The 23742-nt window shown below is 67.8% G+C and carries 20 protein-coding genes; 9 read left to right on the top strand and 11 right to left on the bottom strand.

Annotation, left to right across the window (positions count from 1 at the left end):
- Positions 1–18: 18 nt before the first annotated feature.
- The 5 genes from G5V65_RS08705 to G5V65_RS08685 all read left to right on the top strand — a co-directional run bounded on the left by G5V65_RS08705 (position 19) and on the right by G5V65_RS08685 (position 9658).
- Entirely contained in the window at positions 19–2394 is a 2376-nt protein-coding gene (locus G5V65_RS08705; protein WP_165049041.1) for a DUF1989 domain-containing protein, read from the top strand.
- An 82-nt stretch (positions 2395–2476) separates the two neighbouring features.
- The gene (gene purQ / locus G5V65_RS08700) at positions 2477–3145 is read left to right on the top strand and encodes a phosphoribosylformylglycinamidine synthase subunit PurQ (RefSeq protein WP_165049039.1); all 669 of its coding nucleotides are present in this window, start codon (positions 2477–2479) and stop codon (positions 3143–3145) included.
- Between the two features lie 58 nt (positions 3146–3203).
- Complete coding sequence (locus G5V65_RS08695) at positions 3204–4967, top strand: sensor histidine kinase (protein WP_165049037.1); 1764 nt, start codon at positions 3204–3206, stop codon at positions 4965–4967.
- A gap of 7 nt (positions 4968–4974) precedes the next feature.
- Positions 4975–6303 (top strand): sigma-54-dependent transcriptional regulator, encoded by a 1329-nt coding sequence (locus G5V65_RS08690; protein ID WP_165049035.1) that lies wholly within the window; start codon positions 4975–4977, stop codon positions 6301–6303.
- Positions 6304–6904: 601 nt separating this feature from the next.
- Complete coding sequence (locus tag G5V65_RS08685; protein ID WP_165049032.1) at positions 6905–9658, top strand: Rne/Rng family ribonuclease; 2754 nt, start codon at positions 6905–6907, stop codon at positions 9656–9658.
- Between the two features lie 449 nt (positions 9659–10107).
- Here G5V65_RS08685 and G5V65_RS08680 read toward each other — a convergent pair whose 3' ends face one another.
- Positions 10108–10347, bottom strand: coding sequence for a sulfurtransferase TusA family protein (locus G5V65_RS08680; RefSeq protein ID WP_165049030.1), 240 nt, complete (start codon positions 10345–10347; stop codon positions 10108–10110).
- Positions 10348–10439: 92 nt separating this feature from the next.
- Between G5V65_RS08680 and G5V65_RS08675 the strand changes: the two genes are divergently transcribed.
- From G5V65_RS08675 to G5V65_RS08665, 3 genes are all read left to right on the top strand, one after another.
- Entirely contained in the window at positions 10440–11216 is a 777-nt protein-coding gene (locus G5V65_RS08675) for a cytochrome c biogenesis CcdA family protein (RefSeq protein WP_165049028.1), read from the top strand.
- Between the two features lie 62 nt (positions 11217–11278).
- Positions 11279–12508, top strand: coding sequence for a hypothetical protein (locus G5V65_RS08670; protein ID WP_165049026.1), 1230 nt, complete (start codon positions 11279–11281; stop codon positions 12506–12508).
- Positions 12505–13854: a cytochrome P450 gene (locus G5V65_RS08665; protein WP_165049024.1), complete on the top strand. Its 1350-nt coding sequence runs from the start codon at positions 12505–12507 to the stop codon at positions 13852–13854. Before G5V65_RS08670 ends, G5V65_RS08665 begins: the two co-directional genes overlap by 4 nt.
- Before the next feature lie 105 nt (positions 13855–13959).
- On the opposite strand, the gene G5V65_RS08660 is transcribed toward G5V65_RS08665, so the two are convergent.
- From G5V65_RS08660 to G5V65_RS08620, 9 genes are all read right to left on the bottom strand, one after another.
- Entirely contained in the window at positions 13960–14190 is a 231-nt protein-coding gene (locus tag G5V65_RS08660) for an N-(5'-phosphoribosyl)anthranilate isomerase (RefSeq protein WP_165049022.1), read from the bottom strand.
- Positions 14191–14224: 34 nt separating this feature from the next.
- Positions 14225–14440 carry a ribbon-helix-helix domain-containing protein gene (locus tag G5V65_RS08655; RefSeq protein WP_165049020.1) on the bottom strand — a complete coding sequence of 72 codons (216 nt, stop codon included), beginning with the start codon at positions 14438–14440 and terminating at the stop codon, positions 14225–14227.
- Complete coding sequence (locus tag G5V65_RS08650; RefSeq protein WP_165049018.1) at positions 14437–14613, bottom strand: DUF4169 family protein; 177 nt, start codon at positions 14611–14613, stop codon at positions 14437–14439. The genes G5V65_RS08655 and G5V65_RS08650 overlap by 4 nt, the downstream gene beginning before the upstream one ends.
- Before the next feature lie 106 nt (positions 14614–14719).
- The gene (gene fumC, locus G5V65_RS08645; RefSeq protein WP_165049016.1) at positions 14720–16114 is read right to left on the bottom strand and encodes a class II fumarate hydratase; all 1395 of its coding nucleotides are present in this window, start codon (positions 16112–16114) and stop codon (positions 14720–14722) included.
- A gap of 172 nt (positions 16115–16286) precedes the next feature.
- On the bottom strand, positions 16287–16748 hold the full coding sequence (locus G5V65_RS08640; RefSeq protein ID WP_165049014.1) for an SspB family protein: 462 nt from the start codon (positions 16746–16748) through the stop codon (positions 16287–16289).
- A gap of 87 nt (positions 16749–16835) precedes the next feature.
- Positions 16836–18104, bottom strand: a complete 1269-nt coding sequence (gene chrA / locus G5V65_RS08635) for a chromate efflux transporter (protein ID WP_165049012.1) — start codon at positions 18102–18104, stop codon at positions 16836–16838.
- A gap of 201 nt (positions 18105–18305) precedes the next feature.
- On the bottom strand, positions 18306–18839 hold the full coding sequence (locus G5V65_RS08630; RefSeq protein ID WP_165049010.1) for an adenine phosphoribosyltransferase: 534 nt from the start codon (positions 18837–18839) through the stop codon (positions 18306–18308).
- Between the two features lie 1614 nt (positions 18840–20453).
- Positions 20454–21284 (bottom strand): M15 family peptidase, encoded by an 831-nt coding sequence (locus G5V65_RS08625; protein WP_165049007.1) that lies wholly within the window; start codon positions 21282–21284, stop codon positions 20454–20456.
- Positions 21285–21389: 105 nt separating this feature from the next.
- Positions 21390–22262: an S-methyl-5'-thioadenosine phosphorylase gene (locus G5V65_RS08620; protein ID WP_165049005.1), complete on the bottom strand. Its 873-nt coding sequence runs from the start codon at positions 22260–22262 to the stop codon at positions 21390–21392.
- A gap of 117 nt (positions 22263–22379) precedes the next feature.
- Here G5V65_RS08620 and G5V65_RS08615 point away from each other — a divergent pair, with 117 nt between their 5' ends.
- Positions 22380–22973 (top strand): dimethylsulfonioproprionate lyase family protein, encoded by a 594-nt coding sequence (locus G5V65_RS08615; protein ID WP_165049003.1) that lies wholly within the window; start codon positions 22380–22382, stop codon positions 22971–22973.
- 82 nt (positions 22974–23055) lie between these two features.
- On the opposite strand, the gene G5V65_RS08610 is transcribed toward G5V65_RS08615, so the two are convergent.
- A complete protein-coding gene (locus G5V65_RS08610) occupies positions 23056–23640 on the bottom strand; it encodes a flavin reductase family protein (RefSeq protein WP_165049001.1) in 585 nt (194 codons plus the stop codon).
- Positions 23641–23742 lie beyond the last annotated feature (102 nt).

The following is a 23742-nucleotide window of genomic DNA, read 5'->3' as shown; positions in this document are numbered from 1 at the left end:
CTGATGCGGGAGAAGCCGATGCTTGATCTGTATCCCAAGGTGATCCCCGGACCGCCGCGCCCAAGCCGGATCCTGACGCCGTCCTCGGCCATGCCGCATTCCGGCAAGGAGCGCTATGAGGTTCCCGGCAATGGCGCGATCCTGATCCGGGTCGGCACCGGCGACCGCGTGAGCATCGTCAATCCCGAAGGCGGGCAGCGGGTGGAGCTGGTCGCGGCGGATGAGGGCGGCCGGATCGACGCGGGCCTGCTGGGCGTTCAGGCCAATTCCGATGCGTCCGGGCTGAAGGCGCTGCTGGCCGCGGGGCCACGGTTGGGATCGGGCATGGGCGGGCTGCGGCTGGGGCTGGAGCGGCGCGGGATCGACCTTGCCAAGGGCGGGGCGGTGGCGCTGTTCGGGGCCGAGACGGCGGCGGGAAGCGAGGAAGCCTTCACCATCACCCGGGACGGCGTTCTGGTCATCGCCGCGCCGGGCGGAGACATGACGCCGGACGGGCAGGAAACGGCGACGCCGATCCTCGTGCTGGTGCAGCGCTCGGCCCTGTTGTCGGTGAAGCAGTTCGACCTGCCCGATCCGCTGGCCGATCCGGTGCTGGATTTGCGGGTGAAGTCGGCCACCGCGCGGGCCTATTTCGTGAAGGCGGGGGATTACATCCAGATCATTGATGTGGACGGGCGGCAATGCACCGACTTTCAGGCCTTTGCGGCAAGAAAGCTCGACCGCGGGATCGAACACGCGCTGGACGTGACGACCTCGCGCACCTTGATGGGCCATGCCTATTCGATGCCGGGGCTGCATTCGAAATACTTCGATCAGGACATGCTGCCGCTTCTGGAAGTGGTGCAGGATACGGTTGGCCGGCATGACGCCTTTGCCATGGCCTGTGCCGCGAAATACTATGACGACATCGGCTATCCGGGCCATGCCAACTGTTCCGAGAACTTCAATGGCGCGTTGGCGGAATACAATGTCACCGCGCGGCCGGGCTGGATGGCGGTGAACCTGTTCTTCAATACCGGCATCGACGCGCATGGCGTGCTTTACACCGATGAGCCCTGGTCGCGGCCCGGCGATTACGTGCTGTTCCGCGCGCTGACGGATCTGGTCTGCGTGTCGTCCGCCTGCCCGGATGACACGACGCCCGCGAATGGCTGGTATCTGAGCGATATCCATGTCCGCACCTATTCGGGTGAGGAGAAATTCAGCCGCGCCATCGCCTGGCGCGCCACCCCTGACTCGGAGCCGAAGATGACCAAGGACACCGCGTTCAGCGAACGCACGGGCGCGCTGACGCGCAATGTGGTGGAATACAAGGGCTATTGGCTGCCCAATGTCTATTCCTCGAACGGCGCGATCGAGGAATATTGGGCCTGTCGCGAGAAGGCGGTGGTGCTGGACCTGTCGCCCCTGCGGAAGTTCGAGGTGACGGGGCCGGATGCCGAAGCCTTGATGCAATACACGCTGACGCGGGATGTGAAGAAGCTGAGCGTGGGGCAGGTGGTCTATTCGGCCATGTGCTATGAACATGGCGGCATGATCGACGACGGCACGCTGTTCCGGCTGGGGCGCGACAATTTCCGCTGGATCGGCGGGGATGATTACGGCGGGATCTGGCTGCGGGAACAGGCCGAAAAGCTGGGGCTGAAGGTGATGGTGCGGTCTTCGACCGACCAGTTGCACAACCTTGCCGTTCAGGGGCCGAACAGCCGCGAGATCATGCGCCGGATGATCTGGACCGCGCCGCATCAGCCGACGATCGAGGAACTGGGCTGGTTCCGTTTCACCGTTGGCCGCGTGGGCGGGCCGAACGGCGCACCGGTGGTGGTGTCGCGCACGGGCTATACGGGCGAGTTGGGGTTCGAGGTGTTCTGCCATCCGAAGGACGGGACGGCGGTCTATGACGCGGTCTGGGAGAACGGGCGCGATCTGGGCTTGCGGCCCATGGGCCTTGCCGCGCTGGACATGGTGCGGATCGAGGCGGGGCTGATCTTTGCGGGCTATGACTTCAGCGACCAGACTGACCCGTTCGAGGCGGGCATCGGCTTTACCGTGCCGCTGAAATCCAAGACCGATGATTTCATCGGGCGTGACGCGCTGATCCGGCGGAAGGAGAACCCGCGCTGGAAGTTCGTGGGGCTGGATATCGAGGCCAATGTCGATGTGGGCCATGGCGATTGCATCCATGTGGGCCGCGCGCAGGTGGGGGAGGTGACATCCTCCATGCGCTCGCCCCTGCTGGGCAAGAACATCGCGCTGGCGCGGGTGGATCTGGCCCATGCCGAGGTGGGAACGGCGGTCGAGATCGGCAAGCTGGACGGGCATCAGAAGCGGTTGCCGGCGGTCATCGTGGGGCTTTCGCATTACGACCCGAAAAAGACCCGTCCGCAAAGCTGAGGGGGCGGTTTTTGCAGTGGCGGCGGGGCGGGCTTTGCGGTAATCCGCGCCCATCCCGCCGCCATTTCCGAAAGGATGCAAGATGAAGGCTGCCGTCGTCACCTTTCCGGGTTCCAACTGCGATCGCGATCTGGCCGTGGCCTTTGAACGGGCGGGCTGGGATGTGGTGCGTGTCTGGCACAAGGATACGGCGCTGCCCGAGGGCGTGGATGTGGTGGGCGTTCCGGGCGGCTTTTCCTTTGGCGACTATCTGCGCTGCGGCGCGATTGCCGCGCAATCGCCCATCGGGGCCGCCGTCAAGGCCCATGCCGCGCGGGGCGGCTATGTGCTTGGGATCTGTAACGGATTTCAGGTGTTGACCGAGATGCAGCTTCTGCCCGGCGCGCTGATGCGGAATGCCGGGCTGAAATTCGTCTGCCGGATGCTGACCTTGCGGGTGGCGACGGCCGACAGCGCCTTTACGGCGGGCTATGGCAAGGGGCAGGAGATCACGGTTCCCGTGGCGCATCATGACGGCAATTACACCATTGGCGCGGATGGGCTGAAGCAGTTGCAGGATCAGGACCGCATCGCCTTTACCTATGCCGACAATCCCAACGGATCGGTGGCCGACATCGCGGGGATCCTGTCCGAGAATCGCCGCGTGCTGGGGATGATGCCGCATCCCGAGCGGGTGGTGGACCCGTTGCAGGGCGGAACGGATGGCGCGGTGCTGTTCAAGGCCCTTTTGGGCGGGTTGGCGCTTGCCTGAACCGGCATTCCGGGGGCCGTGCTTGAAGCGGGGCCCGGGGCGGGCCTAGATTGCCGCCATGAGCGCCGAGAGAGACACCAATTTCGATGCAGAAACGCCGCCCGGCATCTCGTGGCGGGTGAAGCTGGCCATCGTGCTGATGGTGGTGCTGGCGGTTGGCGTGGTGCTGGTGACCAATCGCTGGCTGTCGGAGCGGTTCACGGAATCGACGCGCAACCGGGCGGAACTGCGGCTGGCGCTCTATTCCGGGAACATGGTTTCGGAATTGCAGCGGACCTCGGTCGTGCCTCTGCTGCTGGCGGGGGATCCGGCGCTGGTGGGGGCGCTGAAGGACCGGGTGTTTTCGGACACGTCGCAGAAACTGATCCGGGTGCAATCGGAGATCGGGGTCGCCTCGATCCTGCTGATTGATGCCGACGGGCGCACGGTCGCCGCGACGAACCGCAACCTGTTGGGGACGAACCACAGGTCGATGGGCTATTTTGTAGAGGCGGTGCGCAACAAGGATACCGTCTTCACCGCCCAGGCGCGCGAGGGGGGCGGCTATGATTTCACCTATTCCCGCGCGGTGCTTGTGGATGGCAAGCCGGGCGGGGTGATCGTCGTCGCGGTCGATCTGATGAAGTATGAGCGGGCCTGGGCGGGCCTGCAGGATGCCGTGATGGTGACCGACAGCGAGGGCGTGGTGATCCTTGCGACCGAGCCGCGCTGGCGGGGCCTGCCGATGGCCGAGGCGCTGGCGGTGCGGGATGCGCCTTCGGCGCTGAGCCGGGCGCTGCAGGCCACGGCGGATTGGGCGCAGGCGCCGCCGGATGCCTATCTGCGCGGCGAGGCGGTGATGAAGACCGAGGCGCGGGTGCCCTTCCGCGGCTGGCGGATGGTGACCTTCACGGCCTATGACTCGGTCCGCGAGCGGGTGAACGGGATTCTGGCGCTGGAGATCATGGGATTCGCCATCCTGATGGCGCTGACCTTCTATTTCCTGTCGCGCAAGGCCTGGTCGCAGAGCATGAGCTTTCAGCGGGAATCGGCGGAGTTGCGGCTGCTGAACGCGCGGCTGCAGCGCGAGATCGCGGAACGCGAGCGGGTGCAGAAGGATCTGGCGGTGGCGGAACTGACGCTGGCGCAATCGTCCAAGCTGGCCGCTTTGGGCGAGATGTCGGCGGCGGTAAGTCATGAGTTGAATCAACCGCTTGCAGCGATGAAGACCTATCTGGCGGGGGCGCGGCTTCTGTTGCAGCGGAAGCGGCCGGAAGAGGCGCTGTCGTCCTTCCAGCGGATCGACGACCTGATCGAACGCATGGGCGCGATCACGCGGCAGTTGAAATCCTATGCCCGCAAGGGCGGCGAGGCCTTCGAGCCGGTGGACCTGCGGGCCTGCCTGTCCAGCGCGCTGTCGATGATGGAGCCGCAGTTGAAGCTGCGGGTGGTCAAGATCACCCGCACCCTGCCGCGCACGCCGGTGATGGTGATGGCGGATCGGCTGCGGCTGGAGCAGGTGATCATCAACCTGCTGCGCAACGCGCTGGACGCGACGCGGGACAGGAGCGATCCGCAGATCGACCTGATCCTGTCGGCGGGCGATGTGGCGATGCTGGCCGTGCGCGACAATGGCACGGGAATCAAGGACTTGGACAATCTGTTCGAGCCTTTCTACACGACGAAGAAACCCGGCGAGGGGGTGGGGCTTGGCCTTGCCATCTCTTCGGGGATCGTCACCGATCTGGGCGGGCGTCTGACCGCGCGGAACGGCGAAGGCGGCGGCGCGGTCTTCGAGATGCAATTGCCCCTCTTGGGCAGGGAAGTGGAAGCAGCGGAATGAGGTTGGCATGGCGCGGGCAATGAAGGTGGCGATCGTCGATGACGAGGCGGACATGCGGCAGTCCATCAGCCAGTGGCTGGCGCTTTCCGGTTTCGATACAGAGACTTATGCCAGCGCCGAGGATGCGCTGAAGGGGATCGGGCCAGAGTTTCCCGGCGTTGTCGTCAGCGATATCAAGATGCCCGGCATGGATGGGATGGCCTTTCTGAAGCGCCTGATGGGCATGGATTCGGGCCTGCCCGTGATCATGATCACCGGCCATGGCGATGTGCCCATGGCGGTAGAGGCGATGCGGGTGGGGGCCTATGACTTTCTGGAAAAGCCCTTCAACCCCGACCGGATGACGGAACTTGCCAAGCGCGCGACGCAGGCGCGGCGGCTGACGCTGGACAACCGGGCGCTGCGAAAGGAGCTTTCGGACGGGTCGATCCTGATGAAGAAGCTGATCGGTTCCAGCCTGGTGATGGAGCGGCTGCGTGAGGATATTCTCGATCTGGGTCAAGCAGATAGCCATGTCCTGATTGATGGCGAGACGGGCACGGGCAAGACGCTGGTGGCGCATGCGCTGCATGCGGTGGGGCCGCGGGCATCGAAGAAATTCGTGACCATCTCCTGCGCGGCCTGGTCCGAGGATCAGTTGGCGGCCAAGCTGTTCGGCCCCTCGGAGGATGGACAGTTGCCGCTGGTGGAAGAGGCGCGGGGGGGCACGCTGTGCCTTGAGGATGTGGAAGCGCTGAGCCAGCCCCTGCAGGCGCGGCTGCTGACGCTGATCAACGATCAGGGCACACCGCCCGAGACGCGCATCATCGCCATCTGCAACGAACATGCGCCGGACAAGACGCTGGAAGATGTGTTGCGGTCGGATCTCTACTACAGGTTGGGGGCGATGACGATCCTTTGCCCACCCCTTAGGGTGCGGGGCGAGGATATCCTGACGCTGTTCGCCCGCGCATCCGAGCAGTTCGCCGAGGAATATGGCTGTGACGCGCCGCAGGTGACGGCGCAGGAGGCGGCGCAGCTGTTGCAGGCGCCCTGGCCCGGAAATGTGCGCCAGCTGGTCAATATCGCGGAGCGGGCGGTGTTGCAGAACCGGCGGGGATCGGGGTCGATCGCGAGCCTTCTGATGGCCGACAACGAGGCGACGGGGCCTGCGATGACGACCGAGGGCAAGCCCTTGAAGGAATATGTCGAAAGCTTTGAGAAGATGCTGATCGACAATACGATGCGCCGCCACAAGGGCAGTATCGTTGCGGTGATGGATGAGCTGTGCCTGCCGCGACGGACGCTGAACGAGAAAATGGCGAAATACGGGTTGAGCCGGTCGGATTACACCTGAAACGGTGTTAACCCATTGAAATAAAGCAAAAATGGCGTGCAACAGCCGGTGCAGACGGCTGGTGCAGACAGCTGTGCATACGGCGTATGGCTCCGCGAGCGTTAACCTTAATCCCGCGTTAACCCATGGTTAATGCTGGATGAATGGCGCGGTCACGCAGGGTTGAGGGCCCTGGGGCGGCTTGCAACCCTGGATCGCGGGGGCGGGGTATGTGCGAAATTCCCCCATTGTGTTTTGCGCGACTTTGCCGCTAGGGTCGGCGGACGCGGGGTTTGCCCCGCCGTGGAATTCTCTGCCCCCGAGGCCGGTGCCTTTCAGCGCTGCCGGGAGGGTGGCAGTCGGATCGGCCGAAAGGTCGTCAGTTTGCCCGTCAGGTCACAAGACGCAGCGGGCTTTAGCAGGTGGGTGCCGCAAGGCATCCGGAAGAGAACCGCGATGACGCGCGCGATTTTGATGACGAAAGCCGAGGGATGCCCACCGGGCATGGCCCGGCCTTTCGCCCCGCGCCGTCTTGCCCAGACAAGCCGCCTTTGCCCGTCCGAACCCGATCCTGGAGCATGCTCCGGGGCGGGGAGGCCGTGCCGGGGCGCATCAGGATATCATGGCAAAGAAAATGCTTATCGACGCCACCCATGCGGAAGAGACCCGCGTGGTGGTGGTGGATGGAAACAAGGTCGAAGAGTTCGACTTTGAGACGGTCAACAAGCGGCAACTGGCGGGGAACATCTACCTTGCCAAGGTGACGCGGGTCGAACCTTCGCTGCAGGCGGCCTTTGTGGATTACGGCGGGAACCGGCATGGTTTCCTGGCCTTTGCGGAGATCCACCCGGATTACTATCAGATCCCCGTGGCGGACCGGAAGGCGCTGCTGGAGGAAGAGCGCGCCTATAACCGCGCGCAGGACGAAGAGGACAACCGCCGGTCGCGCGGGCGGTCGCGCCCCCGGCCCGAGGCCGCGCGCAAGGATGCGGTGAAGGCGGCCGAGATCGGCGGCATGGATGTGGTTGATCTGGACGAGGACGAGGCCGGCGAGGCGCTGGCGGATGAGGCGCTGGCAGGCGAGGCGGTGATCGCCGCCGAGGCCGATGTCGCGGAGGCGGTGCAGGCCGAGGCTGCCGCGCCGGAGGCCGCGGGCGATGAGGGCGAGGCGGGGGCTGAGGCTGGGGGCGAGCGTCCCTATCGCGCCATGGACCATGCGAGCGACACTGATGACGAGATCGAATCCGTCGCCGAAGAGGATGTCGCGGAAGAGATCAGCGCGCCGCGCAAGCCGCGCCACCGGAAATACAAGATCCAGGAAGTGATCAAGGTCCGGCAGATCATGCTGGTGCAGGTCGTCAAGGAAGAGCGCGGCAACAAGGGCGCGGCGCTGACCACCTATCTGTCGCTGGCGGGGCGCTATTGCGTGCTGATGCCGAACACGGCGCGGGGCGGCGGGATTTCCCGCAAGATCACCCAGGCGGCGGACCGCAAGAAGCTGAAGGAGATCGCGGGCGAGATCGAGGTGCCGGAAGGCGCGGGCCTGATCATCCGCACGGCGGGCGCCAAGCGCACCAAGGCCGAGATCAAGCGCGACTATGAATATCTGATGCGGCTGTGGGAGCAGGTGCGGGAACTCACGCTGAAATCCATCGCGCCCGCGGCCATCTATGAGGAAGGCAACCTGATCAAGCGGTCGATCCGGGATCTCTATTCCCGCGAGATCGACGAGGTGCTGGTCGAGGGCGAGGCCGGCTATCGCACCGCCAAGGACTTCATGCGGATGATCATGCCGAGCCACGCCAAGCTGGTGAAGCGCTATGACGAGCAGATGCCGCTTTTCGCCCGCTATCAGGTGGAAAGCTATCTGGGCGGCATGTTCAACCCGGTGGTGCAGCTGAAATCGGGCGGCTACATCGTGATCGGGGTGACCGAGGCGCTGGTGGCGATCGACGTGAACTCAGGGAGGGCCACCAAGGAAGGCTCGATCGAGGAAACGGCGCTGAAGACGAATGTCGAAGCGGCGGAAGAGATCGCGCGGCAGTTGCGCCTGCGCGACCTGGCCGGTCTGATCGTGATCGACTTCATCGACATGGAAGAGCGCCGCAACAATGCGACGGTCGAGAAGCGGCTGAAGGAAAAGCTGAAGACGGACCGCGCGCGGATTCAGGTGGGGCGGATTTCGGGCTTTGGCCTTCTGGAGATGAGCCGCCAGCGGCTGCGGCCGGGGATGCTGGAAAGCACCACCCAGCCTTGCCCGCATTGCCATGGCACCGGGCTGATCCGGTCGGATGACAGCCTGGGCCTGCAGATCCTGCGGGCGCTGGAAGAGGAAGGCACGCGGAAGCGGTCCAAGGAGGTGCTGCTGAAGGCGCCGGTGGGGATCGTGAATTTCCTGATCAACCAGAAGCGGGAACATATCGCGCTGATCGAGGCGCGTTACGGCATGAGCGTGCGGATCGAGGGCGATCCGGCGCTGGTGAGCCCGGATTACGTGATCGAGAAGTTCAAGACGGCGACGCGGGTGGTGCCGGAGGTTTCCTCGGTGATTTCGGGCCATGCCGGGCTGATGGGCGCGCCGGTGGAGGAAGAGGAAGACGACGACCTGCCGCTGGAGGAGGATCTGGACGAGGCCGAAGAGGCCGAGGTCGCAGAGCAGGCGGAAGGGCGCGGCGAGGCGCGGGGTGATGCGCGCGGCGGCGAGGCCCGGGGGGACGGGAACGGCAAGAAGAAGCGCCGTCGTCGGCGGCGCAAGAAGAATGGCGGCCCGGCGGATCAGGCGGGCGAGGCCATGGCTGGTGGCGAGGCGGAAGGCTACGAGGACGACGAGTCTGACGCGCCGGTCGCCGAGGCGGCAGCCGAAGGCGCGGCGGAGGCCGTGACGGAGGCGGCCCCGGAAGAGGCCCCGGCGGAGGCTGCGCCGAAGAAGAAGGTGACGCGGTCGCGCGGCGGCGCCGCGCGCAGCCGCAAGACGGCCCCGGTTGAGGCGGTTGTTGCCGAGGCGGCCCCGGTTGCAAAGGAAGTGGTGACCGAGGCCGCGGTGGCGGAAGCGGCCCCGGCCGAGGCAGAGGCTGCGGCGGAAAAGCCCAAGGCGAAGAAGCCTGCGACCCGGTCGCGCAGCAGCAAGGCCAAGGCGGCCGCAGCCGAGGCGCCAGAGGCGCCGGCCGCGGCAGAGGCACAACCGGCGGTCGCCGAGGCGGCCTTCCCGGCCGATCCGGGCATCGCCGCGCCGCAGGAGGCCGCGCTGGTGGCCGATCCGGGCGAGGCCGAGCTTGCCGCCATCGCCCCCGAGGCCCCGGCGGCGGCCCCCGCGCCCAAGGCCGAGGCGGACCCGTCGAAGCCGCGCAAGAAGGGCTGGTGGTCGCTGGGCCGCTGAAGCTCTGCGGGAGGATTTCTGGCTGGGGCCGGGGGGCAACCCTCGGCCCTTTTGCCTGCGCCGCGCGGGAAGGGAATTGCGCGCCTGCGGCGCAAGCCTTTGGGGCGCCTGCGCGGCTGCGCCGCTTGGCTTCCCGGGGGTTTCACCCCCGGACCCCCGAGGGTATTTGGGCCAAGATGAAGGGGAAGGCGGGGGCTGCGTCCGGGGGGGCAGCCTGGGCCGCGTTCGATGAGTCAGGCGGTGACGGGGCCTGCCTCTTCGGTGCCGAGGATGCGGAGGCTGGCGCTTTTGCCTTTGCAGCGCGGGAAGGGAATTGCGCGCCTGCGGCGCAAGCCTTTGGGGCGCCTGCGCGGCTGCGCCGCTTGGCTGCCCGGGGGTTTCACCCCCGGACCCCCGAGGGTATTTGGGCCAGGATGAAGGGGGGAGGCGGGGGCTGCGTCTGGGGAGGGTCAGCCCGGGCCGCGTTCGATGAGATAGGCGGTGACGGGGCCTGCCTCTTCGGTGCCGAGGAAGCGGTGGCCGGCCTCGGTGCAGAAATGCGGCAGGTCGATCGCGGCCATGCGGTCTGTCGCGGTAAGGCGCAGGATCTGGCCGGGCTGCATCGCGGCCAGCCGCTTGCGCGCGCGCAGGACGGGAAGGGGGCAGAGCAGCCCTTCGCAATCCATCTCGATATCCCAGGGTGCGGCCATGGCGGGGTGATAGCCGAAAGGTTGCAGAAGGGCCACGGCAATGTGACAACTGGGCGTCGTGACGCGGGGGGGCGAAGAGGCTATCAGGAGGCATGCTGGGCTTTGACATCATAGATGCGGGATTGATCCCGGCCATGCTGGTGGCGCTGGCGGCGGGGGTTCTGTCCTTCCTGTCGCCCTGCGTGCTGCCCATCGTGCCGCCCTATCTGGCCTATATGGGCGGGATCAGCATGGGCGAGATGACGGGGCGGGACGGGGCCCCCGCGGCGGGCGCGGCGCGGCGGCGGGTGATGCTGCCTGCGCTGTTCTTCGTGCTGGGCCTGTCGACGGTGTTTCTGCTGCTGGGCTTTACCGCCAGCGCCTTTGGCGCCTTCTTCCTGCAGAACCAGGTGCTGTTCTCGCAGATGGCGGGGGGGGTGGTGCTGGTCTTCGGGCTGCATTTCCTGGGGGTGTTCCGGATCGGCCTGCTGGACCGCGAGGCGCGGCTGGATGCGGGGGATCGCGGCGGATCGGCCCTTGGGGCCTATGTGCTGGGCCTGGCCTTTGCCTTTGGCTGGACGCCCTGCATCGGGCCGCAGCTGGGGGCGATCCTGTCGATCGCCGCGCAGGAGGGATCGGTGCAGCGCGGCACGGTCCTGCTGGGGGTCTATGCGGCGGGGCTGGGGATCCCCTTCCTGCTGGCGGCCATGTTCATCGAGCGGGCCATGGGCGTGATGCAGCGGCTGAAGCGGCACATGAAATGGATCGAGCGGGCGATGGGCCTGTTGCTGATCGTGGTGGGGCTGGCACTGCTGACCGGGGCCTTCACCGATTTCAGCTGGTGGCTTCTGGAAACCTTTGACCGCTTCGGCATTCCCCTCTTGGGCTGAGCGCCGCGCCGCGCCATAGTGGCCCAAGGGATGGTGGCGGTGGTTCGGTGGCGGAGCGGGCAATGGCGGAGCTGACGGCGGCAGAGACGGGGCGCGTGCGGCGGCGACAGGTCTTCTATATCCCCGGTTTCGATCCGATGCAGACGCGGCGCTATCGGCAGTTCTACCGCAAGGAAGGCCCGGCCCAGGCGGCGATTTCGGGCTATGCGCTGGAGATCGGGGCCAAGCGGGCTGGCGTGGCGCATGGCTGGAGCGTGACGGCGCAGATCGACGGCGAGACGGTGGAAAGCGCGGTGGAGGTGCTGGCCTGGGCCGATATCATCGGCGGGTCGATGCGGCGGACCATTCCGGCCACCTATGCGCAGATGCTGCGGACGGCCTGGATCTATGTCGCCTCGGGGGCGCTGTTCCGGCTGGGGCGGCTGCGCAAGGGGCCGACGCTGGCCGCGCTTTATCCGGTGGTGATGCTGGGGCTGCAGGCGCTGCTGGCGGGGCTGGCGGGGGCGGGACTTGCGCTGGCGGGGGCGCGGCTCTGGCCGGGCGGGGCGGGGATTGCGCTGGGCGCGGCGGCGGGGCTGGCGCTGGCCTGGGCGGTGCTGCGGCTGTTCCAGCGTTGGGATGGCCGGTTCCTGGCCTATTACCTGATGCATGACTATGCCTTTTCCGCCGGGCATTGGGGGGCCTATCCGCCGGTTCTGGAGGCGCGGATGGGGGAATTCGCCGCGCGCATCGGGGTGGCGCTGCGCGAGGAGGTGGATGAGGTTCTGGTGGTGGGCCATTCCTCGGGGGCGATTCTGGGGGTGACGATCCTGGCCGATCTGATCCGGGCGGGCCTGCCGGAGCGGGGGCCGGCCCTTTCCTTTCTGACGCTGGGGCAGGTGGTGCCGATGATGTCCTTCCTGCCCGAGGCGCGGCGGCTGCGCGGGGATCTGGCCTATCTGTCGACGCGGGACGAGGTGACATGGGTCGATGTGACCGCGCCGGGGGACGGCTGCGCCTTTGCGCTGTGCGATCCGGTGGCGGTGACGGGGGTGGCGGGAGAGGGGAAGCGCTGGCCCCTGGTGATTTCGGCCGCCTTCACCCAGACCTTTTCGCCGGAGCGGTGGCGCAGGATGCGATTCCGCTGGTTCCGGCTGCATTTCCAGTACATGTGCGCCTTCGACCGGCCCGGGGATTACGACTATTTCCGCATCACGGCGGGGCCCCTGACGCTGGGCGCGCGGTATCGCGGGCGGGCCGCATCGAAAAGCCGGATCGAGCGGGCGATGTCGGGCCACAGGAGCCTGGCATGAAGGTGCCCAAGCCCGAGGCGCGGCCGGACCGGGTATCGTTCTGGCGCTATCTGCGGCTGTTCCGGGCCGATATCCTGTCGGCCCAGCCCGCGCGGCTGTATCGCGCCTGGATGGCCGAGTTCCGCACGCCGTTCTTTCGAAGCTACATGTGCAACGACCCGGCGCTGGTGCGGCTTGTGCTGCAGGAGCGCCCGGAGGATTTCCCGAAATCGGGGCGGGTGCGCGAGGGGTTGGTGCCGCTGCTGGGGCAGTCGGTCTTTGTGACGAACGGGGAGCAGTGGAAGCGGCAGCGGCGGATCATTGATCCCGCCTTCGAAGGGGGGCGGCTGCGCGACACCTTTCCGGCCATGTGGGCGGCGGGCGAGGCGGCGGTGGCACGGATGCCGGTGGGTGTGGTGGAGGTGGAGGAAATCGCCAGCCACGCGGCGGCGGATGTGATCTTTCGCACGCTGTTTTCGATCCCGATCGAGGACCGGGACGCGACGGCGGTCTTCCATGCCTTCCGCGCCTATCAGCGGACGCAGCCGATCCTGAACCTTGCGGCCTTCGTGCCGCTACCCCGCTGGATGCCGCGCGGGTTCCGGCGCGGGACGAAGGGGGCAGCGGCGGAAATCCGGCGTCTGATCACCGCGATGACGGCGCGGCGGGCGGCGGAGATTGCGGCGGGGACCGCGCCGGATGATCTGGCGACGAAGATCATGGTGACGGCGGACCCGGTGACGGGGGAGCGGTTCGGGACGGAGGAGATGGTGGATCAGGTCGCCATCTTCTTTCTTGCCGGGCATGAGACGAGCGCGAGCGCGCTGGGCTGGGCGCTGTGGCTGCTGGCGGCGCATCCGGAGGTGCAGGAGAGGGTGGCGGCGGAGGCCGCAGGGATGGTGGCGGAGTTTTCGGCGCTGTCGCGGCTGCGCCTGACGCGGGATGTCTTCCGCGAGGCGCTGCGCCTGTTTCCGCCGGTGCCGATGATGGTGCGCGAGACGACCTGCCCGGAGGAGTTCCGGGGGCGGGAGGTGAAGCCGGGGGCGCAGGTGGTGCTGTCATCCTGGCATCTGGGGCGGCATGAGCGGATCTGGACCGCGCCGGATGACTTCGATCCCGACCGTTGGGGGCGGGAGGAGACAAAGGTGCAGGCGCGCGACGGGTGGCTGCCGTTTTCGAGCGGGCCGAGGGTCTGCACCGGGGCGGGGTTTGCCATGGCGGAGGGGGTTCTGCTGCTGGCGATGCTGTGTCGGGCGTTCCGCTTCGAGGTGGTGGAGGGGCGGGTGCCGGTGCCGGTGGCGCATCTGACGGTGCGGGCGCGGGACGGGGTGTGGCTGCGGGTGACGCGGCGGGGGGGCGAAATCTGACGCAGATTTCGCAACGATTTCTGCACGCAGAAATCGGGTTCCGGGCGCGGCGCCTGTTGGCGGAATTTGCGTCAAATTCCGCTGCGATTTCTGCGTCAGAAATCGCTAGACCACGCGGCGGATCGGTTCCTGGTTGCAGATGATGAGGAACTGGCCGGCATTTTCCAGCACGGGGTAACCGCGCCTGCGCATTTCAGTAAGGAACACCTCGCGGCCCACATAGCGTTCGACATCGCGGACCTGACGCCGGATGACCCCGCCATCCCGCGCGGCCTGCGAGTTGAAGAGATGGGAAATCCACCCTTCGGTCGTATAGGGAAGAAGATTGCGGCTCATGGGTAAACCATGCCGCAGCGGGGTAAACGCCCGGTTAACCGCGATACCGCTTCAGCACGAAGACCCGGATCGCCGAGGCGAGACCCACATCGCCTGCGCGCGCCTCGTCAACCTCCACAGCCAACTGGTTCAGTGTCAGACCCCGCTCTGCCGCGATGCTGCGGAAGGCCTGCCAGAATTCCTCTTCCAGGCTGACGCTGGTGCGGTGGCCGCGCAGGGTGAGCGAATGCTTGACGGGGCGGGCGGTCATTCGTCGCGCCGGTGGGCATCGTGGTCGCGGGCGGATTTTTCCGCCCGCGCCTGTTCCAGATCGCGTTCGGCCTTGGTCCGGCCAAATTTCGCGGCGTTCTCATCTCCCTTCGCGCGGGCGGCCTTGCGGGCCGCCTCCTTGCGCTTTTGCCGAAGGTTGACGATCTCGGACATTGCTTCGGTTCCCTCCGCCCGGCCCGCTGCAGCGGCAGCGGGCGTTCGATGCTTCGAAAGCTCCACCGGAGCTTTCGATCCGGGCCGGAATGGCCCGGACCGCCTCTCACCCCTTCGGTCCGATCATGTCTTCCGGCCGCACCACGCGGTCGAAGGTTTCGGCGTCGACAAAGCCCAGGGCTATCGCCTCTTCCTTCAGCGTCGTGCCGTTCTTGTGGGCGGTCTTGGCGACCTTGGTGGCGTTGTCATAGCCGATGGTCGGCGCCAGTGCCGTCACCAGCATCAGCGATTCCTTCATCAGCTTGTCGATCCGCGCCGTGTTGGCCTGGGTGCCGACCACCATATTGTCGGTGAAGCTGCCCGCCGCATCGCCCAGAAGCTGCATGCTCTGCAGCACGTTGTAGGACATCATCGGGTTGTAGACGTTCAGTTCGAAATGGCCCTGGCTGCCGGCAAAGCCCACGGCGGCGTCATTGCCCATGACATGGGCGCAGACCATCGTCAGCGCCTCGGCCTGCGTCGGGTTCACCTTGCCGGGCATGATCGAGGACCCCGGTTCGTTTTCCGGCAGGATCAGCTCGCCCAGACCCGACCGGGGGCCGGAGCCGAGGAGGCGCAGGTCGTTGGCGATCTTGAAGAGCGCCGCAGCGACCGTCTTCAGTGCGCCGGAGAACATGACCATCGCGTCATGGGCTGCCAGCGCCTCGAACTTGTTGGGGGCGGTGACGAAGGGGAGGGAGGTGATTTCGGCGATCCTTGCCGCGACGCGGGTATCCCAGCCGACACGGGTATTCAGTCCCGTGCCAACAGCGGTGCCGCCCTGGGCCAGTTCGTAGATATCGGGCAGGCAGGCCTTCACCCGCGCGATGCCCTTGTCGACCTGCGTGGCGTAGCCCGAGAATTCCTGACCCAGCGTCAGGGGTGTCGCGTCCTGCGTATGGGTGCGGCCGATCTTGATGATGTCCTTGAATTCGTTGGACTTCGCCCAGAGCGCCTTGGACAGCTTCTCCAGCCCCGGCAGCAGCACGTCGCGGGCCATCATGCCGATGGCCACATGCATGGCCGTAGGGAAGGTGTCGTTGGACGATTGCCCCATGTTCACATGGTCATTCGGGTGGACGGGTTTCTTCGATCCCATCACGCCGCCCAGCATCTCGATCGCGCGGTTCGAGATGACCTCGTTCGCGTTCATGTTGGACTGGGTGCCGGATCCCGTCTGCCAGACCACCAGCGGGAAGTTGTCGTCGAAGCGGCCGTCGATCACCTCTTGCGCCGCCGCCGCGATGGCCTTGCCCAGTTCGGGCGAGATATCGCCCTGGTCGATATTGACCAAGGCGCAGGCCTTCTTGATCACCCCCAGCGCGCGGATGATCGCGACGGGCTGGCGTTCCCAGCCGATGGGGAAGTTGATGATCGAGCGCTGGGTCTGCGCGCCCCAGTACTTGTCGGCAGGAACCTCCAGCGGGCCGAAGCTGTCGGTCTCGGTGCGGGTTGCGGTCATGGCCAAGCCTCCTGATATCGCTTGTGCCCGCCTTAGCGGGCAGGACCCTTAAAATCAATCGGCATACCGTCGCATACCGCCGCCCCCCTACGAATTTTCATGCGAAAATTCCGGGGGGCGGAGGATCCTTGCCGAAGATCCTTTCGCCCCTGTGCGGCCAGTGCCTGCGGAGTCAGTGCTTGCGGAATTTGTCGAGGCTGAGGATCTCGGCGTCCTGATGGGGCGGCGGGTCATCGTCGCCGTCGTCATCCTCGTCTTCCTCGTCCTCGTCTTCCTCGTCGCTGTGGGTTTCGAAGCGCAGGCCGAACTCCACGGAAGGATCGACGAAGGTGCGCACGGCGTCGAAGGGGATGACGAGGGGTTCGGGCTGGTTGCCGAAGTTCAGCGTGACGGAGAACTGGTCATCGGTGACTTCGAGATTCTCGAACCAGTGCTGGATGACCACGGTCATTTCGGCCGGGTAGCGGGCGCGGAGCCAGTCGGCGATGGCGACGCCGGGATGGGTGGTGTCGAAGGTTATGAAGAAATGATGCGCGCCTGGCAGGCCATCGCGCGCCACATCGCGCAGGACGGTCTGGATCAGCCCCCGCATCGCCCGATGCATCAGGTTGCCATAGTCGATGGAACGGGCCATGCGCTGTCCTTTCCGCTGCTTGTCTTCATTTACGGGGGATTCGCCCCCAAAGGGAAGGGGGCGTCGGGCGGGGGGGCATGCTTTGTGTCAGGGGGTCGGGGGGAGATGGGGGGCGAGGAGATGAAGCGCCAGCCCTCCGGCGGCGCAGATGGCAAGGACCAGAGGCAGGGGCCAGTGGCGACGCAGGAGCATCCAGCCGGCCAGAAGGGCCAGCGCCACAAGGCCGGGGCGCAGGCTGGCCGGATCGGGGGTGAGCAGCTGGAGCGGGCCGAAGCTTTCGCGCGCGACTTCGGCGAAGAAGACATGGGCCGCGAACCAGACCGACAGATTGCCGATCACGCCCACCACGGCGGCCATGATGGCCGACAGCGCGCCGGCGAGGCGGGGGGCGGCGGTGATGCGGGCAATCCAGGGGGCGCCTGCGAAGATCATCAGGAAGCTGGGAGCGAAGGTCATCCAGAGCGTGACCAGGGCAGCCGCGAGGCCGAGCGGCCAGCCGCCCTGCCGGTGTCCGGCCAGGTAGCCCACGAATTCGGTGACGAGGATCAGGGGGCCGGGCGTGGTTTCGGCAAGGCCGAGGCCATCCATCATCTGGCGCAGCGTGAGCCAGCCCTTGTCTTCGACCACCGCCTGCGCCATCCAGGCCAGGACGGCATAGGCCCCGCCGAAGGTGAGGATCGCGAGTTTCGCGAAGAAGAGGCCGATTTCGGCCAGAAGGCCCGCATCGGCCGCCCAGAGCGCGGCGAGCGGGGCGAGCCAGATCACCAGCCAGAGCGCGGCGGTGCGCAGGGTATGGGTGGCGCGGGGAGGCGGGGGCAGGGGCGTGGCGGTGCCGCGCGCGGTGGCATATCCCCAAAGCCCGGCGGCGAGGATGACGAGCGGGAAGGGCGCGTTCAGCAAGAAGAGCGCGGCAAAGGCCAGAAGGGCCAGCACGCGCGCCGCGCGGCCCTGCAGGGCGCGCTTGCCGACGCGCAGGAGCGCCTCGATCACGATGATGGCGACGGCGGCCTGGACGCCCATGAACAGGGCCTGAACCCAGGGGAGGCTGCCGAAGGCGGCATAGATCGCGGCCAGTGCCAGCACCACGGCCGCGCCGGGCAGCACGAACAGGAGCCCCGCGATCAGCCCGCCGATCGTGCCCCGCAACCGCCAGCCCGACCAGGTGGCAAGCTGCATCGCCTCGGGCCCCGGCAGGACCATGCAGAAGGAGAGGGCGGCGAGGAAGTCCCGCTCGGACAGCCATTTGCGATCATCGACCAGCACGCGGTGCATGAGGGCGATCTGCGCGGCCGGGCCGCCGAAGGACATCAGGCCGATGCTGCCGAAGCTGCGGAAGAGGTCGCGATAGGGTGTCATGGTGCGAGAGGTAGCCCGGGGCGGGTAACGGGGCAATGACGAAGAACCCCGCCGGGGTGAACCGGCGGGGTGGGTGGGGTGTGGTTCTTGCAAGCAGCGCCGGGGTGGGTGCCCCGACAGAATCGCTTCTAGCGGCGAAGGGTTAAGGAAGGGTTGACGGGGCCGCCCTGCGCGGCCCGGGCTCCGGCTGGGCCGGGGCTGTCAGAGCCCTTCGAAGGTGCAGAGGGCATGCACATCCATGCCGAGGGATTCGAGCCGCTTGCGGCCGCCCAGATCGGGCAGATCCACCACGAAGGCGCAGCCGACGACCTGTGCGCCCAGCCGTTCGATCAGCCTTATCCCGGCCTCGGCGGTGCCGCCGGTGGCGAGAAGATCATCGACGAGCAGCACCTTTTCGCCCGGCTGCAGGGCATCGTCATGCACCTCGACCGTCGCCTCGCCATATTCCAGCTTGTAGCTTTCCGCGATGGTGGCGCCGGGGAGTTTGCCCTTCTTGCGGATCGGGATGAAGCCTGTGGAAAGCTGATGGGCCACGGCACCGCCGAGGATGAAGCCCCGCGCCTCGAGCCCGGCGACCTTGTCGATGCGCATGCCGGCATAGGGGGCGAGCAGCTGGTCGACGCACATCCGGAAGCCGCGCGGATCGGCGAAGAGGGTGGTCACGTCGCGGAACAGGATTCCTTCATGCGGGAAGTCGACGATGGTGCGGATGTAGTCCTTGACGGTTCTGGTCATGCGGAGCCCTGACGCTGTGGGAATGGCCAAGGTCTAGCGCCCCGGGGCGGGGGCGTCGAGGGGGGAGGGCGTGCAGGCCGGGGGGGCAGGCCGGGGGGGCCATCCGGCCCCCCCGGACCCCCCGGGTCGCGCAATCCCCGCCCGGGGCGCGCGCGGACGCCATCCGGGGCTGGGTGCGGGGCTGGCTGGCGGGCGGGCATGGCGGTGGAAACGAAGAAGGGTATTTGGGCCAAGATGAAGGGCAGGGGCGGGCAAAGGAGGCTGGGGAAAGAGGATGCGGCTCAGAGCGGGGCGGAGGGCGTCCGGGCGGGGCTTTGGGCTGGGTGTCAGTCGGGGTGTCAGTCGGGGCGGGCGGGCAGGCCTGCGGGAGGGAGGGTATTTGGGCCAGGACGAAGGGGCGGGAGAGGGGGCAGGAGGCCGGGGAGTGAGGGTGGGGGTAGAGCGGGACGGCGGGCGTCCGGAAAGGGCCGGACGGGGACGGGACCGGCGGGGGGGCGTCGGGGGAACGGTCGGGCCTTTGGACGGGGGGTCAGTCTGGGCGGAGGGGCAGGGCTGCGGGAGGGAGGGAGGGTATTTGGGCCAGGACGAAGGGGGAGGAGAGGGGAAAGGAGGCTGGGGAGTGAGGGTGGGGTCAGCGCGGGAGGGCGGGCGTCCGGTCGGGGCCGGTCGAGTGCGGGGCCGGCGGGTGGGGCGTCGGGCGGGGCGTCGGGGGAACGGTCGGGCCTACCGATGGGGTGTCAGTCGGGGTGTCCGTCGGGTCGGGCGGGCAGGCCTGCGAGAAGGCGGAAGGGTATTTGGACCAGGACGAAGGGGAGGGAGAGGGGGCAGGAGGCCGGGGAGTGAGGGTGGGGGCAGCGCGGGACGGCGGGCGTCCGGTCGGGGCCGGTCGGGGGCAAGTCCGGCGGGTGGGGCGTCGGGGGAACGGTCGGGCCTTTGGGCGGGGTGTCAGTAGGGGAGTCGGTCGGGGCGGGCGGGCAGGGCTGCGGGAGGGAGGGTATTGGGGTGAGGACGAAGGAGTAGGCGAGGGGAAAGGAGGTTGGGGAGTGAGGGTGGGGGCAGCGCGGGACGGCGGGCGTCCGGTCGGGGCCGGTCGAGTGCGGGTCCGGCGGGTGGGGCGTCGGGGGAATAGCCGGGGTGTCCGTCGGGGCGGGCGGGCAGGGCTGCGGGAGGGAGGGTATTTGGGCCGGGACGAAGGGGCGGGAGAGGGGACAGGAGGCCGGGGAGTGAGGGTGGGGGCAGAGCGGGACGGCGGGCGTCCGGTTGCGGCCGGTCAGGGGCGGGACCGGTGGGTGGGGCGTCGGGGGAACGGTCGGGCCTTTGGGCGGGGTGTCAGTCGGGGAGTCGGTCGGGGCGGGCGGGCAGGGCTGCGGGAGTGAGGGTATTGGGGTGAGGACGAAGGGGGGGGAGAGGGGACAGGAGGCCGGGGAGTGATGTTGGGGGTAGTGAGGGACGGCGACGTCCGGTCGGGGCGGTCGGGGCGGGACCGGCGGGCGAAAAGTCCGGGGCAGAGCGGGACGGCGGGCGTCAGGAAAGGGCCGGTCCCGGGGGTGGGACCGGCAGGGGCGGGACGTCGGGGGAACGGTCGGGCCTTTCGATAGGGTGTCCGTCGGGCTGTCAGTCGGGGCGGGCGGCCTGGACATGCATCCAGTCGTAATTCCTGGTGCGGCCGAGGGAGACCCAGCCTTCGGCTTCCCAGATCTCCCAGAAGGGGCGGTATTCGGGGTGGGCGAGGCGGGCGCGGTCGGCGCCCCAGTTCAGGCGGTTCTCGGTATCGTCGAAATCATAGGCGATGCCCCAGGCATGCATCGACCATTTCGTCTGGCTGCCGCGCATCAGGCGGGGGTCGTAATCGCCCGAGAAGATATCCAGCCGCAACTCGCGCAGGCGGGCCTCGCCGTAATGCTGGTGGATGCGGGCGAGGATGCGGGTGAGGGAGGCGGCGGTCTTCTCATGCGCCCAGAGGAAGCTGCGCGGCTGGGCGAGATTCCAGGCGATGCGGAATGTCCAGGGCGAGGGCACCTTGACCAGGGGCGGGCGGCGGCCTTCGGGCGTGCCATGCGGGCCGTAGAAGGCGGAAACCTCGCTTTCCCGGGGCCAGCCATGGGGGTTGGCGGTGCCGGGGCGGATGTCGCGCCAGTCGGGCAGGCGGCCCGTTTCGGCCCGCGTCATCATGGCGGTGACGGTGTAATCGGTCTGCGGGCCCCACCAGCCGTCGATCGGGCCGGGATTCAGGCCTTCGGCGCGGGCCAGGGCCTGCAGGGCGGCAGTGGCCTGACGGCGGGGTGTCCAGCCCTGCCATCCGGGGGGGAGGGGCTGGCCGAGGAGGGGCAGCACCTTGCGGATGGCGGCATCGGTGAGGGGGCCGCGCTGCCCGTCGAGCGGGCCTGCATAATGGCCGAGGGCGGCGAGGCGGGATTGCAGGTAGCGGATATGGGAGGTGAGCATGACCGGGCTCCACTGGTGACCAGGGGCGAAACGCGCCCCCTCTGGGGCATCATAGCACGGCTTGCATGGTTTCCCGAGGGTTAAGGCCGCGCGCGCTGCGGGCGGTCAGCCCCGCAGGACGCGGCCCGCGACGGCATCGAGCCGGGCGAGAAGGGCCGGATCGCGCTTGTCGGGTGCCGTCATCAGCGCCATGTCGAGGGCGCGGTCGCAGCCATGCGGGCAAGGCGCGCGGTCGGGGCCGAGATGGGCAGGCAGGGCCGCGATCACGGCGCGGGCATTGCCGGCATTGGCGGTGAGGGTGCGGATGACGGCGGCCACGTCCACGGCATCATGGCCGGGATGCCAGCAGTCGTAATCGGTGACCATGGCGATGGAGGCGTAGCAGAGTTCCGCTTCGCGGGCGAGCTTGGCCTCGGGCATGCCGGTCATGCCGATGACATCGGCCCCCCAGCCGCGATAGAGGCGGGATTCGGCGAGAGTGGAGAATTGCGGGCCTTCCATGGCGACATAGGTGGCACCTTCATGCACGCTGATCCCCGCCTGCCGGGCGGCCGCGGCGCAGGCGGTGGAGAGGCGGGGGCAGGTCGGATGGGCAAAGCCGACATGGGCCACACAGCCTGCGCCGAAGAAGGATTTGGGGCGGGCGAAGGTGCGGTCGATATACTGATCCACGATGACGAAATCGCCGGGGCGGAAATCCTCGCGCAGGGAGCCAACGGCCGAGACGGCGATGATGTCGGTGCAGCCGAGACGTTTCAGCGCGTCGATATTGGCGCGATAGGGCACATCGGAGGGGGCATGGACATGGCCGCGCCCGTGGCGGGGCAGGAAGGCCATGGGCAGGCCGTTCAGGCGGCCCGTCAGCACCTCGTCCGAGGGGGCGCCCCAGGGGGAGGCCACCTTGACCCAGTCTGCGCCTTCCAGCCCGTCGATCTGATAGACCCCGGACCCGCCGATCACGCCGATCATCGTCTGCATGGATTGCCCCTTCTGTCGCTGCGGCGCAGCTTAGGCGGGGTTTGCGGGGCGGGGAAGGGGGGTGATCGTCCGCCCCGGACATGATCTGCTGTGCCGGGGCAGGGTGGAGGATGCGGGATGGATTCGGTGACATTGGCGGGGGCGCTGCATGCGGCCTATGTGGCGGCGGGGGCGGAGGACGCGGTGGCGGGCTGGCCCGAAGCGCGGGTGACGCGGGCGGTGACGCCGGGGATGCTGCCTGTCTGCGGGGTGCTGGAGGCGGCGGCGCGCGGGGCGCCTGCTCCCTTTGCCGGGCTTGTGGCGGGGCTGCGCGACGGGGCGGCGGGGCTGTGCTGGGGGCAGACCTACGGGATGGCGGATTTCGGGGCGGATTTCCTGCGCTCCTATGGCTGGACGGAGGTGATCGGGCTGCGCGGGCCCATCGCGAGCGAGGTGGTGGCGGTGGGGATCCTGCTGCTGGGGCCGGGGATCGACTATCCGCCCCATGCCCATGCGGCGGCGGAGGTCTATCTGCCCTTGTCGGGGCGGGCGCTGTGGATGCGGGGCGAGGGGCCCTATGCGCCGGTCGCGCCGGGGCAGGTGATCCGGCATGACCCCTGGATGGCGCATGGCATGCGGACGGGGGACGAGCCGCTGGTTGCGGCCTATGTCTGGCGGGCGGGCGATCTGGCGGCGAAATCGCGGATCCTGCCGACCCCGCCCCGGACCTGATCCGGGGCCTCTGGCGCGCGGTTCCTGGCGGAAGGGGGAGGTCCCGGGGCAGGCCCGGGACGGGGCCGCCTTGCGGGGCCGATCACCCCTCGTTCGGGCGTTTCAGTTCGAAGACGTCGCGCACAACCGCATAGTCGCGATAGCCCATCCGGGCGAGCGGCTGGAAGGTTGTCACGTCGAAGCGGCCGTCGATCAGGCAATCGTCGCGCAGGTGGATGCCTACCACCTCGCCCAGCACCAGAAAGTTATTCTGCCCGCGCAGGGTGAGGATGTCGATCACCTCGCATTCCAGTGTGGCGGGGGCATGGGCGACGCGGGGGCAGGGGATGGCGGTGCATTCGGCGCGGGCGACGCCGGCATGAGCGAATTCGTCGACTTCCGGCGGCAATTCGGCCGAGGTTTCGGACATCGGGTGCAGCATCGCGGCTGCCACGATGTTCACGGCGAAGACGCCGGTGGCGCGGATATTGGTGACGGAATCCTTGAGGCCCGTGGAGGCGAAGGTGACCTGCGGCGGGGTATAGGCGGCGGCGTTGAAGAAGGAATAGGGGGCGAGGTTGTCGCCCTGCGGCCCACGGGTGGAAATCCAGCCGATGGGGCGGGGTGTCACGATGGCGTTGAAGGGGTTGTGCGGCAGGCCGTGGCCATCGGCGGGGCGGTAGAACATCGCGGGGCGCTTTCGGGTTCCGGGGGTCGTCTAATCGCAGCACATTTTGCAAGCCCTTTCTTTCGGGGTGGCGCAGAAAGCCGTTGATGTTCAGCGCAGATG

The organism is Paragemmobacter kunshanensis (genome assembly GCF_011059185.1).
Taxonomy (GTDB): Bacteria; Pseudomonadota; Alphaproteobacteria; order Rhodobacterales; family Rhodobacteraceae; genus Paragemmobacter; species Paragemmobacter kunshanensis.
The sequence above is the reverse complement of the archived record's forward strand: the minus strand, read 5'-3'. Positions and strand labels throughout refer to the sequence as shown.